Source organism: Sphingopyxis macrogoltabida (genome assembly GCF_001314325.1).
GTDB classification, from domain to species: domain Bacteria; phylum Pseudomonadota; class Alphaproteobacteria; order Sphingomonadales; family Sphingomonadaceae; genus Sphingopyxis; species Sphingopyxis macrogoltabida.
The window spans coordinates 2,977,610-2,993,212 of record NZ_CP009429.1; the positions used below are offsets into that span (position 1 = coordinate 2,977,610).

At 65.6% G+C, this 15,603-nt stretch carries 18 protein-coding genes and 1 tRNA gene; 8 read left to right on the forward strand and 11 right to left on the reverse strand.

Translation table 11 applies throughout. The features are described from left to right. Positions 1–104 precede the first annotated feature (104 nt). Positions 105–449 carry a DNA-directed RNA polymerase subunit omega gene (rpoZ, locus tag LH19_RS14655; protein ID WP_054588129.1) on the reverse strand — a complete coding sequence of 115 codons (345 nt, stop codon included), beginning with the start codon at positions 447–449 and terminating at the stop codon, positions 105–107. Between the two features lie 145 nt (positions 450–594). On the opposite strand from rpoZ, the gene LH19_RS14660 reads away from it, so the two are divergent. Then, positions 595–1,791 (forward strand): phospholipase D-like domain-containing protein, encoded by a 1,197-nt coding sequence (locus LH19_RS14660; RefSeq protein WP_054729361.1) that lies wholly within the window; start codon positions 595–597, stop codon positions 1,789–1,791. Between the two features lie 3 nt (positions 1,792–1,794). Here the strand turns inward: LH19_RS14660 and LH19_RS14665 are convergent, their stop codons facing one another. After that, on the reverse strand, positions 1,795–2,430 hold the full coding sequence (locus tag LH19_RS14665; protein WP_054733600.1) for a class I SAM-dependent methyltransferase: 636 nt from the start codon (positions 2,428–2,430) through the stop codon (positions 1,795–1,797). Between the two features lie 162 nt (positions 2,431–2,592). Here LH19_RS14665 and LH19_RS14670 point away from each other — a divergent pair, with 162 nt between their 5' ends. Then, positions 2,593–3,891, forward strand: a complete 1,299-nt coding sequence (locus LH19_RS14670; RefSeq protein ID WP_054729364.1) for an MFS transporter — start codon at positions 2,593–2,595, stop codon at positions 3,889–3,891. Between the two features lie 3 nt (positions 3,892–3,894). Here the strand turns inward: LH19_RS14670 and LH19_RS14675 are convergent, their stop codons facing one another. Further along, positions 3,895–6,219 (reverse strand): CDC48 family AAA ATPase, encoded by a 2,325-nt coding sequence (locus tag LH19_RS14675; RefSeq protein WP_054729368.1) that lies wholly within the window; start codon positions 6,217–6,219, stop codon positions 3,895–3,897. Positions 6,220–6,381: 162 nt separating this feature from the next. Here LH19_RS14675 and LH19_RS14680 point away from each other — a divergent pair, with 162 nt between their 5' ends. Beyond that, positions 6,382–7,260 (forward strand): LysR substrate-binding domain-containing protein, encoded by an 879-nt coding sequence (locus tag LH19_RS14680; RefSeq protein ID WP_054588133.1) that lies wholly within the window; start codon positions 6,382–6,384, stop codon positions 7,258–7,260. A 28-nt stretch (positions 7,261–7,288) separates the two neighbouring features. Here the strand turns inward: LH19_RS14680 and LH19_RS14685 are convergent. Further along, a tRNA-Thr gene (locus tag LH19_RS14685) sits at positions 7,289–7,363 on the reverse strand. Positions 7,364–7,481: 118 nt separating this feature from the next. Between LH19_RS14685 and LH19_RS29655 the strand changes: the two genes are divergently transcribed. Both LH19_RS29655 and LH19_RS14690 read left to right on the forward strand, forming a co-directional pair. Next, positions 7,482–7,610 (forward strand): hypothetical protein, encoded by a 129-nt coding sequence (locus tag LH19_RS29655; RefSeq protein ID WP_257720432.1) that lies wholly within the window; start codon positions 7,482–7,484, stop codon positions 7,608–7,610. An 86-nt stretch (positions 7,611–7,696) separates the two neighbouring features. Then, positions 7,697–8,137, forward strand: coding sequence for an MAPEG family protein (locus tag LH19_RS14690; RefSeq protein WP_054733603.1), 441 nt, complete (start codon positions 7,697–7,699; stop codon positions 8,135–8,137). 7 nt (positions 8,138–8,144) lie between these two features. On the opposite strand, the gene LH19_RS14695 is transcribed toward LH19_RS14690, so the two are convergent. Further along, positions 8,145–8,825, reverse strand: a complete 681-nt coding sequence (locus LH19_RS14695) for an MBL fold metallo-hydrolase (protein ID WP_054729371.1) — start codon at positions 8,823–8,825, stop codon at positions 8,145–8,147. Between the two features lie 41 nt (positions 8,826–8,866). Beyond that, complete coding sequence (locus LH19_RS14700; RefSeq protein ID WP_054729375.1) at positions 8,867–9,742, reverse strand: EamA family transporter; 876 nt, start codon at positions 9,740–9,742, stop codon at positions 8,867–8,869. A 92-nt stretch (positions 9,743–9,834) separates the two neighbouring features. Here LH19_RS14700 and LH19_RS14705 point away from each other — a divergent pair, with 92 nt between their 5' ends. After that, positions 9,835–10,323, forward strand: a complete 489-nt coding sequence (locus LH19_RS14705) for an Lrp/AsnC family transcriptional regulator (protein ID WP_054733606.1) — start codon at positions 9,835–9,837, stop codon at positions 10,321–10,323. Positions 10,324–10,348: 25 nt separating this feature from the next. Here the strand turns inward: LH19_RS14705 and LH19_RS14710 are convergent, their stop codons facing one another. The 3 genes from LH19_RS14710 to ygfZ form a co-directional block, all read right to left on the reverse strand. Continuing rightward, a complete protein-coding gene (locus tag LH19_RS14710; protein ID WP_054729377.1) occupies positions 10,349–10,909 on the reverse strand; it encodes a retropepsin-like aspartic protease family protein in 561 nt (186 codons plus the stop codon). Positions 10,910–10,970: 61 nt separating this feature from the next. Continuing rightward, positions 10,971–11,582, reverse strand: a complete 612-nt coding sequence (locus LH19_RS14715) for a hypothetical protein (RefSeq protein WP_054729381.1) — start codon at positions 11,580–11,582, stop codon at positions 10,971–10,973. A gap of 32 nt (positions 11,583–11,614) precedes the next feature. Next, a complete protein-coding gene (gene ygfZ, locus LH19_RS14720; protein ID WP_054729384.1) occupies positions 11,615–12,340 on the reverse strand; it encodes a CAF17-like 4Fe-4S cluster assembly/insertion protein YgfZ in 726 nt (241 codons plus the stop codon). A 326-nt stretch (positions 12,341–12,666) separates the two neighbouring features. Here ygfZ and pyrC point away from each other — a divergent pair, with 326 nt between their 5' ends. Continuing rightward, positions 12,667–13,689 (forward strand): dihydroorotase, encoded by a 1,023-nt coding sequence (gene pyrC, locus LH19_RS14725; protein ID WP_054729388.1) that lies wholly within the window; start codon positions 12,667–12,669, stop codon positions 13,687–13,689. Between the two features lie 89 nt (positions 13,690–13,778). Here the strand turns inward: pyrC and rarD are convergent, their stop codons facing one another. Both rarD and LH19_RS14735 read right to left on the reverse strand, forming a co-directional pair. Next, the gene (gene rarD / locus LH19_RS14730; RefSeq protein WP_054729391.1) at positions 13,779–14,696 is read right to left on the reverse strand and encodes an EamA family transporter RarD; all 918 of its coding nucleotides are present in this window, start codon (positions 14,694–14,696) and stop codon (positions 13,779–13,781) included. 25 nt (positions 14,697–14,721) lie between these two features. Further along, on the reverse strand, positions 14,722–14,943 hold the full coding sequence (locus tag LH19_RS14735) for a hypothetical protein (RefSeq protein WP_054588143.1): 222 nt from the start codon (positions 14,941–14,943) through the stop codon (positions 14,722–14,724). A gap of 186 nt (positions 14,944–15,129) precedes the next feature. Here LH19_RS14735 and LH19_RS14740 point away from each other — a divergent pair, with 186 nt between their 5' ends. Further along, positions 15,130–15,537, forward strand: coding sequence for a glycine zipper 2TM domain-containing protein (locus LH19_RS14740; protein ID WP_054729394.1), 408 nt, complete (start codon positions 15,130–15,132; stop codon positions 15,535–15,537). Positions 15,538–15,603 lie beyond the last annotated feature (66 nt).

The following is a 15,603-nucleotide window of genomic DNA, read 5'->3' on the forward strand; positions in this document are numbered from 1 at the left end:
CGGAGCGGCGCCGGGCGGTCCAGAGGCAATTGCCATCGCTCGGGCCATGAAAAAGGGGCCACGGTTTCCCGCGGCCCCTTTTTTGTTCGGTCGAACGTTGGCGCTTATTCGAAGTCGCCGCCACCGCCGGCCGGGCTGCGCGGCGGAGCCGCGGCCGTGAGGCGAAGCGCTTCAGCCGAACGGCTGATCGAGCTGATTTCATCGGGCGTATCGTCATCGTCGACGACAACCTTCTGCATCGAACCGACCAGCGTTTCCGACAGATCCTTCGGGCGTACGGTCTGTTCGGCGATCTCGCGCAGGGCGACGACGGGATTCTTGTCGCGGTCGCGGTCGATGGTCAGTTCCGAGCCACCCGAGATTTCGCGCGCGCGGTGCGCCGAGAGCAGAACCAGGTCGAAACGGTTGGGAACTTTGTCGACGCAATCCTCGACGGTAACGCGGGCCATGGTAATTCCTTGATAGAGGAGAGGCCAGCCTTTGGGGGGCTGGCGGCAAGCGCTGCGCGCTAGCAGCGGCGCGGGCGAATGTCAATCAAACCGCCCGCTCGTCGCCCCCTTGCCCCCGTCGCCGCGCCCGGCCTATGAGCGACCCATGCCCGCACATCCCCTCCCCGTCGGCGACGCCAGAACGCTGACGGCCGATGTGGCTGGGCATCGGCTCGAGGTCATCGTCGACGGCGAAGCTCGGCTCGCGCGCATCCTGTCGCTGCTCGGCGGCGCGATCCGCAGCATCGACATGGTCATGTACATCTTCAAGCACGATGCCGCGGGCAGCCGGGTGCTCGACGCGATGACCGCGGCGGCGAAGCGCGGCGTCCGCGTTCGCGCGGTGATCGACAGCTTCGGTTCCTCCGACATCTCCGACAGCGTGTTCGGCCCGCTCCGCGCCGCGGGGGGCAGCGTGACCTTTTTCTCGCGCCATTGGCGGTCGAGCTACTTGATCCGCAACCACCAGAAATTGCTGCTGATCGACGACCATGTCGCGGTGACCGGCGGCTTCAACATCGCCGACCCCTATCTCAGCAACCGGCGGACGCATTGCTGGTTCGACCTTGGTATCGTCGTGCGCGGGCCGACCGTCGCGCGCATGGTCGAATGGTTTGCCGAAATCCACGACTACACCGTCCATAACGACGGGAAGCTCCTGATGCTGCGCCGGCTGATCCGCGAATGGCCGGTCGACAGCGGGCCGGTGTCGTGGCTCGTCGGCGGTCCGACCCAGCGGCTGTCGCCCTGGGCGCGGTCGGTGCGCGCCGATCTCGACGGTGCGAAGCAACTCGACATGGCGATGGCCTATTTTTCGCCCGGCCAGGGCATGCTGCGACGTCTCGGGCGGCTGGCAAAGCGCGGCCGCGCCCGCTTCGTGATGGCGGCAAAGTCCGACAATCCGGCGACGATCGGCGCCTCGCGCCTGCTGTTCGGCTATCTGCTGCGCAAGAAGGCGACGATCTGGGAATATCTCCCGTGCCGGCTGCATATGAAACTGATCGTCGTGGACGACGTCGTCCATGTCGGCACTGCGAACTTCGACATGCGCAGCCTGTTCGTCAACGTCGAGGTGATGCTGCGCGTCGCGGATGCCGGATTCGCACAGCAGATGCGCGATTTCATCGCCGGGCTGGAGGGCGATTGCGATGTCATAACCCCTGCGGTGCAGAAGGCGCGCGCGGGATGGCTGACCCGGCTGCGCTGGATATTGTCGTGGTTCGTCGTCGGCGTCGCCGACTATACCGTGACGCGGCGGCTGAACTTCGGTCTCGCCGAAACCGATCCCGACACCGAAGTTTAGAACTCAGTCTTTCCAGCCCCAGAACAGGAAGCAGGGCGGCACATTGACCCACTCGAACGCATCGTCGATGCGCTTGAAATGCGCCGCGAGAAAATCGCGGGCGCGGGCACGGAACTGATAGACGAGAAAGGCGCCGCCGGGACGGAGCGCCCGATGCGTCGCCGCCGCGATCGCCGGGCCGACACCGGCGGGCAGCGTCGAGAACGGGAGGCCGGAGAGGATATAGTCGGCATGCGCGAAGCCGTGCGCGGCGATGATTTCCTCGACATCCGCCGCCGACCCGTGAACCGCGACGAAGCGGCTGTCGCGGATATCCTTGCGTAGATAGTCGATGAAATCCTCGTTGGTGTCGATCGCGATCAGCGTCGCATCGCCCGCCATCTTTTCCAGCACCGGGCGGCAGAAGGTGCCGACACCGGGGCCATATTCGACGAACAGCTTGGTATTCTTCCAGTCGACGGGCTTCAGCATGTGGCGGATCAGCGTCGGTGACGACGGCACAATCGATCCCACCATCACCGGGTGCTTGATGAACCCGCGGACGAACATGCCCCACGGCCCGAAAAAGCGCTTCAGCCTTTCGCGGATCTTGCGGATCGGCGCGACGTTCGATTGGGCCTGCGCCCGGGGATTGGTCATGATGGCTTTCGCGTTGTTGCGGCTGGCCAATTGCGTGGCAAAATCGGCGCGCGGGCGCAAGGAAAGAGTGGGGGTTGACTCTGGACAGAACGCCCTGCCGGTGTAGGGAGAGTGTCGCACGCGACGAGCCGAAGGCGGCAGGCACAGGCAGGGGAACAGGACATGGCGACCGCTTCGCATTCCATCCCCGCCGACCGGATGGCGGTGCTGTTCGCGGTCATGCTGGTCGCGGCGGCGGGCAATACCGCGATGCAGTCGATCCTTCCCGCGATCGGGACGACGTTGCACATCCCCGACGTGTGGGTCAGCCTGGCCTTCAGCTGGTCGGCGTTGCTGTGGGTGCTCACCGCGCCGCACTGGGCGCGGCAATCGGACAAGCGCGGGCGCAAGGCTTTGATGGCGCTCGGCGTCGTCGGCTTCCTTTCGTCGATGGCGCTTTGCGGCATCGTCCTGTGGGCAGGCCTGAAAGGGCTGATCGGCGCGGGGCTCACCTTCATCGTTTTCGCGCTGTTCCGCAGCCTTTATGGCGGGCTCGGCTCGGCCGCGCCGCCCGCGGTGCAGGCCTATGTCGCCTCGCGCACCGATCCAGAGCAGCGGACGCAGGCCCTGTCGCTCGTCTCCTCATCCTTCGGCCTCGGGACGGTGATCGGACCGGCGGTCGCGCCCTATTTCATTCTTCCTGTCGTCGGTCTTGCGGGGCCGATGATCGTCTTTGCATTGATCGGGCTGGTCGTGCTGATCATGCTTCGCTGGCGGCTGCCGAACGACACGCCGCGTTTCGCCGCACGCGGCGCGATCGCTCCCTACCCGCTGTCCGCCGGACCGGCCGAGCCGACCGGCGAAGACGAGAATGATCCCGATGCTCCGCCACAGGAGCCATTGAGTTGGCGCGACCGGCGCATTCGTCCCTGGCTGCTCGCAGGCTTTTGGGGCGGACAGGCGCAAGCGATGATGCTCGGCGTTATCGGCTTTCTCATCCTCGACCGCCTTGATCTGCGGGCCGATCCGGACACAGCCGCGAAATTGACCGGAACGGTATTGATGGCGGGCGCCTTCGCAACGCTACTGGCCCAATGGGGCCTGATCCCGCTGTTCAAGCTGACCCCGCGACCTACTGTATTGTGGGGTGCTGTGCTCGCCATCGGCGGGATATTGATGACCGGCGTCGCGCAGGACCTGCACGGTATCGTTATCGGCTTCGCGCTCGCCTCGCTCGGTTTCGGCCTCTTCCGTCCCGGTTTCACCGCAGGGTCGTCGCTCGCGGTGCCCCGCCGCGATCAGGGCGCAGTTGCCGGAATGACCGCGTCGATCAACGGCTCGGCCTATATCGTCTCGCCCGCGATCGGCGTGCTGCTCTACAACTGGCACCCGATGGTCGCTTATGGTCTGATGGCGGCATTCTGCGGCTGGCTGGTGCTGTGGGGCTGGTCCGCGCTGCGGCTGGACCAGCCCCAAGCCTAGGAATTACTCCTTGTCGACTTCCTCATGCTTCCGCTCGCGGACCGGCTTGAGCATGCCCGGCGCGAAGAAGCCGATCGGATTGACGCTCATCGCGGCCTGCTTGATCTCGCCCTGGATCTTTTCATAATCCTTCTCCATCGCCTCGGTCACCGAGGCGCGGGTGTCCTTCAGCGCTTCTTCGAAGTCGGCCATCGTTACCGTGTCGCTATCCATCGACCGCTTGAGCGCCGCGAGTCCGGCGCGGCGCGTCAGATCTTCCAGATCGGCGCCGGTGAAGCGATCCGTCCGTTCGGCGAGCGCCGCGAGATCGACATCGCCGGCCAGCGGCATCTTGCCGGTCTGGATTTCGAGGATGCGCTGGCGCCCCTCGGCATTGGGCACCGAAACATAGATGAGCTCGTCGAGCCGGCCCGGCCGCAGCAGCGCCGGATCGATCAGGTTCGGGCGGTTGGTCGCGCCGATAACGACGACCGACTGCATCTCCTCGATCCCGTCCATCTCGGCGAGGATCGTGTTGACGACACGCTCGGTCACCTGCGGTTCGCCCGACGTCCCACCGCCCCGGGCGGGAACGAGGCTGTCGAGTTCGTCGATGAAGATGATCGTCGGCGCCACCGCGCGGGCGCGGGCGAACAGCCGCGCAATCTGCTGCTCGCTCTCGCCATACCATTTCGACAGCAGGTCCGACGATTTGATCGAGATGAAGTTGGCGTCGGATTCGCGCGCCGCCGCCTTCGCGAGCAGCGTCTTGCCGGTTCCGGGCGGGCCATAGAGCAGGAAGCCCTTGGCCGGACGGATGCCGAGGCGGCGGAACGCCTCGGGGTTCTTGAGCGGCAGTTCGATGCCTTCGATCAGCTTGTCGCGCGCCGCGTCGAGCCCGCCGATGTCGCTCCACCGCGTTTTCGGCGCCTGCACCATCACTTCGCGCATCGCCGAGGGCTGGACGCGCTTCAGCGCATTGTTGAAGTCCTCGCGCGTCACGCGCAGTTCGTCGAGCACCTCGGGCGGGATCGTCCCTTCCTCTAGGTTCAGCTTGGGCATGATCCGCCGCACCGCCTCGATCGCCGCCTCGCGGGTCAGCGCCGCCATGTCGGCGCCGACGAAACCGAAGGTCGTCCGGGCGAGTTCGTCGAGGTCGACATTCTCGCCCAGCGGCATGCCGCGGGTGTGGATACCCAATATCTCGCGCCGTCCCTTTTCGTCGGGCACCCCGATGACGATCTCGCGGTCGAAGCGGCCGGGCCGCCGCAGCGCCTCGTCGATCGCGTCGGGACGGTTGGTCGCCGCGATGACGACCAGATTGGTGCGCGGTTCGAGCCCGTCCATCAGCGTCAGCAATTGCGCGACGAGCCGCTTTTCGGCCTCGCCCTGCACCTGCCCGCGCTTCGGCGCAATCGAATCGATTTCGTCGATGAACAGGATCGATGGCGCCGACTTTGCCGCCTGTTCGAAGATATCGCGCAGGCGCTTTTCGGATTCGCCATAGGCGGACCCCATAATCTCGGGGCCGTTGATCAGGAAGAATTGCGCCTCGCTTTCGTTCGCGACGGCGCGCGCCAGCCGCGTCTTGCCCGTTCCCGGCGGCCCGTGCAACAGCACCCCGCGCGGCGGATCGACACCAAGGCGGCGGAACAGTTCGGGGTAGCGGAGCGGCAGCTCGACCATCTCGCGCAGCTGGTCGATCGTCTCGCCGAGCCCGCCCAGATCGTCATAGGTGACGTCGGTGCGGCGCGAATCCTGCGGCTCCTGAAATTCGGGAAGCAGCTCGACTTCGGTATTTTCGTCGATGAAGACGACGCCCTTGGGGCTCGCCGACACGACGAGCAGCCGTACTTCGGCGAGGGCATAGGCCGGCGCGTTGAGCATCTGCCGGAGTTGCGGCGGCATGTCGCCGGCCGACACCCGCTGCTGCCCCGCAGTCGCGACGGTATCCCCCGCGACAAGCGGCCGCCCGAAGAAGCTGCGCTTCAGCGCATTCGCCGATCCCTGGAGGCGGAGATTTTCCTGCGCCGGCGCAAACACGACCCGCGTCGCGGGGCGCGTCTCTACCCGGCTCAGCGTCACCATATCGCCCGCACCGGCACCGGCATTGGCACGCTGCAAGCCGTCGAGGCGCACGACTTCGAGCCCTTCGTCCTCGGCATAGGGTGCCATCACGCGCGAGGCGGTCTCGCGCTTGCCGTTGATTCCGATAATATCGCCCTCGGTCACTCCGAGTTCGGCCATCGCGGCGCGCGAAATCCGCGCGACCCCGCCGCCGCTTTCCTCGGCGCGCGCGTTGGCGACCTGCAGCTTGACTTGCTTTTCTTTTACCGGTGCATCCGCCAAGGCGTTTCTCCCTCAAAAAGGTCAGAACGGCAAAGATAGGGTGGTCGTTCCCGATTTGCGACCCCCCGAGGAAGCGATCGGCGCGAAAGCAAATTATACTGCACCGCACAATAATTCTGGCGTGACTTCGCACGCCATGGCATCATTGTGCCCGGCACGAACATGGCACGACTTCCTCCCCTCAGCAGCATGGAGGCCTTTCTCGAGGTCGCCCGCCACGGCACGGTAAAGGCTGCGGCAACCGAGCTCGGACTGTCGATGCCGGCGCTGTCGCGGCGCATCCAGACGCTCGAACATGCCGTCGGCCGGCCATTGTTCAACCGCCACCATCACGGGCTCAGCCTGACCGAGGCGGGGCGCGAGTTGCAGGATCATCTGGCACCGATTCTCGACGAACTGCGCGGCGCGATCAGCCGTGCCGGCAGCCCGGATGCCTCGCTCCGTCTTCACCTCAACGTCCTGCCGCTCTTTGCGCAGCAGCGCCTCTTCCCGCGCCTGCCCGAACTGCGCCGCGAACACCCCGAACTGCATATCGATATCGAGACGATGTCGCATGGCGAGGCACGGCTGGGTGACGGCATCGATGCCGCGATCGCGCTGGCGCGGGCGATCGACCCGGCGCTCTATGCGGCGCGGCTCGATCAGGACAAGGTCTTCCCCATCGCCTCGCGCACGCTGACCGACGGCGACCGGCCGCTCACCGTCCCCGAACAATTGCAGCGCTCGACGATCCTGCTCCACCGCGAAATGCCCGAGACGTTCAGCGAGTGGAAACAGGCGATCGGCATGCCCTATCTCGAACCGGCGGGGACCGATTTCTTCGATTCGGGACCGTTGATGCTCGAAGCGGCGGCGCAGGGCATCGGGGTCGCCTTCATGCACGGCCATCATTTCGACGATGCGCAGGATCCGCGGCTCGTCCGGCTGTTCGATTTCGACGTCGACAGCCCGTACAGCTACTGGTTCGTCTGCCGCCCGCGCGCGCTGCGCCAGCCGGCGGTCAAGCTGTTCCACGACTGGCTGCTGGCGGCAAAAATCTGATTTTTCGGTGACCCGGCCGGGCCGGAAATGGTGCTGCTGGAGAGGATTGAACTCTCGACCTCACCCTTACCAAGGGTGCGCTCTACCACTGAGCTACAGCAGCAGCCTGATGCCGCGGGGCACGACGGTGCCGGGCAGGCGCGGCCTATGGCGGGGCGCCCTTCGCCTGTCAAGGTGCGAAGGCTTGACGCTGCGCCGATTTCGCAGGCAAGGATCGCGCCGTGAGCAAGCCGCCCTCCCCCGCCGATCTCGAACGCGAACGCCGCCTCGCGGAGGCGTTGCGCGCCAACCTGCGCAAGCGCAAGGCGCAGGCGCGCGAGGCGAAGCCGGAAACCCCGCCGGAAAGCTGAGCCGTAGCGCACGGTCTTGCACTCGCTTTCGGCCGATGCCACACCCGGCCGAGGGCCGCAGTCGCCGGCCGGGAGGGGGACCCGATATGATAATCTTGCCGATCAGCCTGACCATCGCCGCGGGCGCCGCCCTGCTCAACCTCTGGCTCAGCATCCGCGTCGGGCGGGTGCGGACGCGCGAGAAGATCTTCGTCGGCGACGGCGGCAATGATGCGGTGATCCGCCGCATGCGTGCTCACAGCAATTTCGTCGAGAACAGTGCCTTCGTGCTCATCCTGCTCGCGCTTGTCGAGCTCGGGATCGGCTCTTCGCTGTGGCTGTGGGGCGCGGGCGCGCTCTACCTCGTCGGCCGCATCCTGCATGCGCTGGGGATGGATGGCATGATGTGGGGCCGCATGGCGGGGACGATCATCACGATCCTGACCCAGCTCGGGCTCGCGATCACCGCGCTCGTCGCGGTTTATCTGACCCCGGTCAGCTTCACCTCGAGCGCCGTGACCGAGACGGTCGCGGCCGAAGCGCGATAGGCTGAACTTACGCCGTCCCCATCGCCATATCGCTGACATAGGGGTTCGTCCGCCGCTCGTGCGCGAAATTGCTGTGCGGGCCGTGACCGGGCAGGAACGTCGTATCGCCGCCGAGCGGCCACAGCTTCTGCGTGATCGAATCGAGCAGCTGCTGGTGATTGCCGCGCGGAAAGTCGGTGCGGCCGATCGATCCCTGGAACAGCACGTCGCCGACAACCGCCAGCTTCGACGGCGCATGATGGAAGACGACATGCCCCGGCGTGTGTCCCGGACAGTGGATGACGTCGATGACCAGATTGCCGACGGTCACGGTGTCGCCGTCGACGAGCCAGCGGTCGGGCTCGAAAATCTCGCCGGTCATGCCGAAGCGCGCGCCGTCCTCACCCAACCGCTCGATCCAGAAACGGTCGTCCTCGTGCGGCCCCTCGATCGGCACGCCCAGCTCTTTCGCCAGCACCCCAGCCTGACCGCAATGGTCCATATGACCATGGGTGACGAGGATCTTTTCGACCTCCACCCCGGTCTGCCGCACCGCTTCGCGGAGCTTTTCGAGATCGCCGCCCGGATCGATGAAGGCCGCCTTGTTGGTCTCGGTGCACCACATCAAGGTGCAATTCTGTTCGAAGGCGGTGACAGGCACGATCGCGGCGCGCATCGGGGGATTCGGGGGGGGATTGGGAGCGTTCATGGCGGCCGATGTGGGGAAACGCGGCCAAAATGGCAAGCCTGTCAGGTCTCCAGCGTGGTCGTCGGCCGCGATGCCACCACCGAGCTGCCGATCGCCGAAACGATGATGCAGCCAATCGCGAGCCACTGGACCGGCGTCAGAACCTCATCGAGAATCACATAGCCCGCCAGCGCCCCGACCGCCGGGGAAGCGCCCAGCAGCATGCCGAACACATGCGCCGGCAGCCGGCGCATCGCTTCGATCTCCAGCGAATAGGGGATCGCGCTCGACAGGAGTGCAATGCCGGCACCGATCAGCAGGACGGCGGGCGAGAATAATATCGTCCCCGTCGTGCCCAGCCCGATCGGCAGGGTCAGCACCGCCGCAACGAGCATGCCCCACGGCGCCGCGTTGCTCCCGAGCGTGCCCGCGACCCGCTTGCCGAAGATGATGTAGAGCGCCCAGCAGGCGGCGGCGGCGAATGCAAAGGCGATTCCGACGGGATCGAGCCTGTCGTCATGCCCGAGCGGCAAAAGCAGGATCAGGCCGAGGACAGCCAGCGCGAGCCACAGGAAATCGCGAGGACGGCGCGACGCCAGCAGCACGACGGCAAGCGGGCCCATCACCTCGATCCCCGTCGCAATCCCGATCGGAATGCGGGCCAGCGCCTGATAATAGGTCAGGTTCATGGTGCCCAGCATCGCGCCATAGATCAGCAGCGCCGGGATGGCGGCGCGGGTAACCGGGCGTCGCCACGGGCGATACAGGGCAAAGAGCATCGCCGCCGCCAGCGCGGTCCGAAGCGATGTCACGCCATAGGCGCCGAGCATCGGAAACAGCTGCTTGGCGAAACCGGCGCCGAGGTTCATCGATATCTGGGACGCCAGCGCCGCGCAGATGCCGATCGCGGCGGCGTGCTGGCCAGAGGTAGATCGCATGTCTATCATGGCGGCGGGAAATAATCTCGTTTAGGCGGGTTGTGCGCGCAAATTCGGGCGCAGAAATGCAACAATCGCTCAGGACGGTGCCGATGCGCGTATCATCCCCTCATGCCAACCGGTCGCTCGACGATTTCGACCGGGCGATTCTCCGGATCATCCAGTCCGACAACAAGACGCCGCAGCGCCGGATCGCCGACGCGGTCAACCTGTCGGCCGCGGCCGTACAGCGCCGGATCGCTGCGATGGAGGCTGCAGGTGTGATCGAAGCCAATGTGGCCGTCATTGCGCCCGAGGCCCTGTCGCTGGCGATCACCGCCATCGTCGAAGTGCATCTGCTCGACGAGCGCGCGGCGACGGTCGATGCGGCGAAGGCGCTCTTTGCCGCCGAGCCGACGGTGCAGCAGGCCTATTACGCGACCGGCGGCGTCAGCTTCGTCCTGATCATCGTCTGCCGCGACATGCGCGAATATGAGGCGCTGACGCGGCGGCTGTTTTCCGAAAGCGACCTTGTCGACCATTTTCGCACCCTGATCGCGCTCGATCGGGTCAAGGCCGGAAGCGCCCTTGTAATATCATAGCCGCGTCCCGCGCAGCGCGGCGGCCTCACCGCAGCGTCATCGTGTCGCCTTCGACATTCACGGCGGCGAGCCTTGCCAAATAGCTTTGGCCGAGCAGCGAAACGCCCATGTCGGCGTCGACCACCGCCGCCTGTACCCGCCGCACCTCGATCCCGTCGATGTCGACGCTGTCGAGCATGACCGTGCGCATCGGAACGTCGCCGCCCGCGGTGCGCGCAGTGCCCGAAACGGGCAGGCTGTCGACATCGATGCCGATCGTCTCTGCGTCGCGCCGGGTCAGTGCGATGATCGACGCCCCGCTGTCGACCATCATCTTGATATCGACGCCGTCGATTTCGGCAGTGGCGTAAAAATGCGAATCGCCGGACCGGTTGATGCGTACTCCGCCCGACGAGGCGCGGGCCTGTGCGGTCGTATAAGCGCTTCGGTCCTTACCGCGCTGGGTCGTCCAGTTTTCATTGTCGTCGCCGCCGCGATCGACAACCGGCCCGGTAGCGGCCAGGTTCGTCGAACGGCCGGCGATGCCCGCCATGCCGACCGATACCGCCGCGATGACCGCGGCCAAACCAAGAAAGCGCCCCAACATGCGGCGCTTGTCGCAGACTATCGTTGGTTATTGGTTAAATGCGCGGCACTTCCTGCCGCAATCAGCCGCGCTCGACGAAGGCCCGCCAACTCGCGATACCGCCGCGCAGCGAATAGGCGATGCGCGCGCAGGCATAGGGACGCCCCGCCGCATTGTCGGCCTCCGCCGCAGTGCTCGGCCAGGCCGCGTCGCTGCCCTGCCCTGCCGACCAGCAGACCAGCGCTTCCGCCTCGGGCCGCGCCGCGATTTCGGCGCGGTCGGCGGGGCTGTAGGATGCCGGAATATTCCAGCCGAGAATCCGGCGTTCGATCGGCCCCCGGGCCGTGAGCAGCGGCGCAAAGGCCGCGCATTCATCGGCGAGCAGCGTCGCGACCGCCGCGCTCTCCCGCTCGCCCAGCCAGCGCCCGCCGAGCAAGGGCTGCCAACGGGCCGGCTGGCCCGACCGCAGCGCCGGCAGCAGTTCGTCGGCGGCCGCCTCGAAACGCGCGCGCCATGGCGAGTCGGCCGCAAGCGGCGCCAGCAGCGACGGCACCGCAGTCATTTCGGCCTCGATCGGCACGAGTGGCGTGGCATTATCGGCCAATGCAGGTTCGGGTGTGCAAACACCAGCCGCGAAGGCCGGGGTCGCGGCGAAAACGGCGACAAGCGCCGACGGGATCAGAAGCGCGCGCATGGACGATATAGTAGCAGCGATCGCTGCACCTGTCATGAACCGGCAGCCAACCCCTCACGCATCCAGAACGGCGCCGTGGAAGGATCGATATTCTCGACGCGGCGATGTTCGACCGACAGTCCGAGGTCGGGATAAGCGACCATCTGCCGCTTTTCGTCGGCCTCGCCGATCGGCACCACGACCAGCCGCCGGTTCACCTTCTGCCGCCAGTTCATCCGCGCGGTATTTTCCTGTCCGACATAGCAGCCCTTGGTAAAGCTGACGCCGTTCAGTTCGGCGGCATTGCATTCGAGCCACAAGGTTGCACCGTCGCCGAGTTCGCCGCATCCCTCGGTGACGCCGAGCGACAGGCGATGCGCCTGCCAGGCGGCATCGGCGCTTTCGCCTTCGCCGGCGGGGGCCAGCCAGCGCTGGCCGAGTTCGGCAAGGCGCGGATCGACGACGCCAAGGTCGCCTGCCGTTGCCCAATGGACCGCAAGACCGGGCTCGACCGCGATCGTGATCGGGCGGCGCAAGCGATAGAGGGTCAGCCGCTTCGCAAGCGCCTCGGCGGCGTCACGTTCGCAATCGACGAGCACATCGTCGCCATCGCCCCACAGCAGGAAATCGAACAACACCTTGCCCTGCGCGGTCAGCAACGCCGCCCACACCGGCAGGTTGCCCGACGTATCATTGGTGACGAGCCCTTGCAGGAAGCCGCGGACGTCCTCCCCCGACAGACGGATCAGGGCGCGGTCGTTGAGGGTGGTATTGGCCATGGCGATAATTTAGGGACAGAAGCCACAAATTGCACGCTCGAGGCGTCGAAATGGCGAAAATATCGGGTTCGGGCGGGTGCAGCGGGTAGCATCGCTACCCGCAAAGCTGACCGGGCCTGAGATTGAAGCCATTTCAACGTCCCTTCGGGATTTGACCGATTTTGTCCATTGCTTCGTCGGCAAGCCTTGACCTATCGACATAGGCCTGCGCCTTGCCTTCTCGCACTGAACAAAATCGCTTCAAACCTCGAGCGTGCAATTTGTGGCTTCTGTCCCTAAGGACGCCGCAGCCGAAACCAAGCCCACTTATCGACGAGTCCGCCCGCATGACCGACCGCCTGACCATCCGCCGTCCCGACGACTGGCACGTCCACCTTCGCGACGGCGCGATGCTGGAACATGTCGCGCCCTACACCGCGCGCCAGTTCGCGCGTGCGATCATCATGCCGAACCTGTCGCCGCCGGTCACCACCGCCGAAGAAGGCCGGGCGTATCGCGACCGGATCAACGCCGCCGTTCCCGCCGGGCTCGACTTCACGCCGCTGATCGTCGCCTATCTTACCGACCATAGCGACCCTGACGAAATGGCGCGCGGCCATGCCGAGGGTGTTTTCACGGCCGCAAAACTCTACCCCGCGCATGCGACCACGGGCAGCGCCCACGGCGTCACCGATATCGCGAACATCATGCCCGTGCTCGAGCGCATGCAGGACATCGGCATGCCGCTGCTGATCCACGGCGAGGTTACCGATCATGATGTCGATATCTTCGACCGCGAGGCGGTGTTCATCGAACGCACGCTCGCACCGCTCGTGAAACGGCTTCCGGCGCTCAAGATCGTCTTCGAACATATCACGACCGCCGAAGCCGCCGCGTTCGTCGCCGAGGCCCCGGCAAATGTCGCCGCCACGGTGACGCCGCAGCATCTGCACATCAATCGCAACGCGATGCTTGTCGGCGGCATCCGCCCGCACGCCTATTGCCTGCCGGTCGCCAAGCGCGAGCATCACCGGCTCGCGGTGCGCAAGGCCGCGACGTCGGGTTCGCCGAAATTTTTCCTCGGCACCGACAGCGCACCGCACGCGGTGCACACCAAGGAAGCATCGTGCGGCTGCGCGGGCATCTTCAACGCCCCCTATGCGCTCGAAAGCTATGTCACCGCCTTCGACGAGGATGGCGCGCTCGACCAGTTCGAAGGCTTCGCGAGCGAGCACGGCCCGCGCTTCTATGGCCTGCCGCTCAACGAGCAGACGGTCACCCTCGAGCGCGGCGAGACCATCGTCCCCGACCGGATCGGCGAGGTCGTGCCGTTCCACGCCGGCGAAACATTGGGATGGCGGCTGGTTTAAAATCCCTCTTCGTCACCCCGGACTTGCTCCGGGGTCCATGACTTCAACGCCGCAGTGGATGCCGGATCAAGTTCGGCATGACGAAGAATCTAAGCCCCCGGCATCATTCGTTCGGCGCGCAGCTTGCGCCAGATATCGAAACTGAACACTGCGATGCTCGTCCAGATGAGCAGGAAACAGGCGAGCTGCGCCGGCTTCAGCGGCTCGCCGAATACGAACAGGCTGAGCAGGAACTGGATCGTCGGTGCAAGGAACTGGACGAAGCCGAGCGCCGCATAGCTCATTCGCCGCGCCGCCGTGGCGAAGAGCAACAGCGGCACCGCCGTCACCACGCCGCCGGCCGCGAGCAGCCAGCTCACCCCCGCGTCACTGCCGAAACCGCGGCCGTCGCCGGCCCAGATGAAATAGCCTGCGATGGCCAGCGAAACCGGCAGCAACACCGTCGTTTCGATCGCCAGCCCCGGCAGCGACCCGACGGGTACCACCTTGCGGATCAATCCGTAGACGCCGAAACTGAACGCGAGCGTAAGGCTGATCCACAGCGTGTCGAGCGCGCCGCCGAGCAGGATCGCGACCCCGACCGCGGCGATGGCGACCGCAAGCATCTGCAGCCGCGACAGCCGTTCGCCGAGAAAGACCATCCCCAGCATCACATTGACGAGCGGGTTCAAATAATAGCCGAGGCTCGCCGCCAGAACATGGTCGGTAAAGATCGCGTGGATATAAACCAGCCAGTTGATCGCGATCAGCACCGAACTCGCGAGCAGCATCCTCAGCACGCGCCAGTCCTTCAGCGCGCCCAGATAGTCGCCGATCTGGCGGCGGAACGCCATGATCAGGAAGCAGAAGGGCAGCGACCAGATGATCCGCTGCGCCAGCACTTCGATTGGCGGCACGCTGGCAAGCAGCTTGAAGAACAGCGGGACGAAACCCCACAGCCCATAGGCGAGGAGCGCATAGGGCAAGCCGCCCCGATCGCCCGCCGAAGCGGCAGTCTGCTGCGTCATGGTCGAAAAGCCTTTCGGCGGGAAATCAGATGATGCCGCCGCCCAGCATCAGGCGAATAACCCCGATCACGATGACGACGATGTTGAGATTGCGTCCGCTCGTCTTGTCCGACATCGCGCCGAGCGCGAGGCCGACGACGGCAAACGGGATGATCACCCAGTTCGCCCAGCCGAGCAGCGGGATGAAGGCGAAAACGGCCAGAACCAGCGCGATAACGCCAATGACGAGCGATCCGATATTCAGCATGGCCGATATGTCGCATGCCCTTTGCCGCCCCGCAAGACCTTTCGGTTCGTCGATGCAATGGCTCGGTTCGTCTTGTTGCCTCGGGTTCATGCAACGGGAATTGGACCCCGGTCGTTTTCCCTTTCGAAGCGCCCGATGCCCTCTTGCACAAGCGGGCGAGGCGCCGAACCAGGAAAGGACAATAGAATGCGCAATTTCACCAAGGCCCTTTTCGGCACGATCGCCGCGGCCGGTGTCATGGCTTCGGCCCCCGCTTCTGCCGGCGTTTCGACCGCTGTGCAGGCTCCCGGCTATCACGCCAGCGAACAGACGAGCGATTTCTACAAGAAGCGCCGTCATCGCGACCGCGACTATTATGCCCGCAACGACCAGCGCGTGAATTCGAACACCCGCGTCTGGCGCGGCAGCGACGGACGTTATCGTTGCAAGAAGGACAATGGCACGACCGGTCTCCTGATCGGCGGCGCGGTGGGCGGCCTCGCCGGACACGAGATTGCGGGCAACGGCGACAAGCTGCTCGGCACGGTGCTCGGCGCCGCGGGTGGCGCGCTGCTCGGCCGCGAGATCGACAAGAGCAAATATCGCTGCCGCTAAGCGATAGCGTTACCGTTACGGGTGTGGGTCCGAGACCCCTCCGCCCGCACACGTGATGGCGAGGAC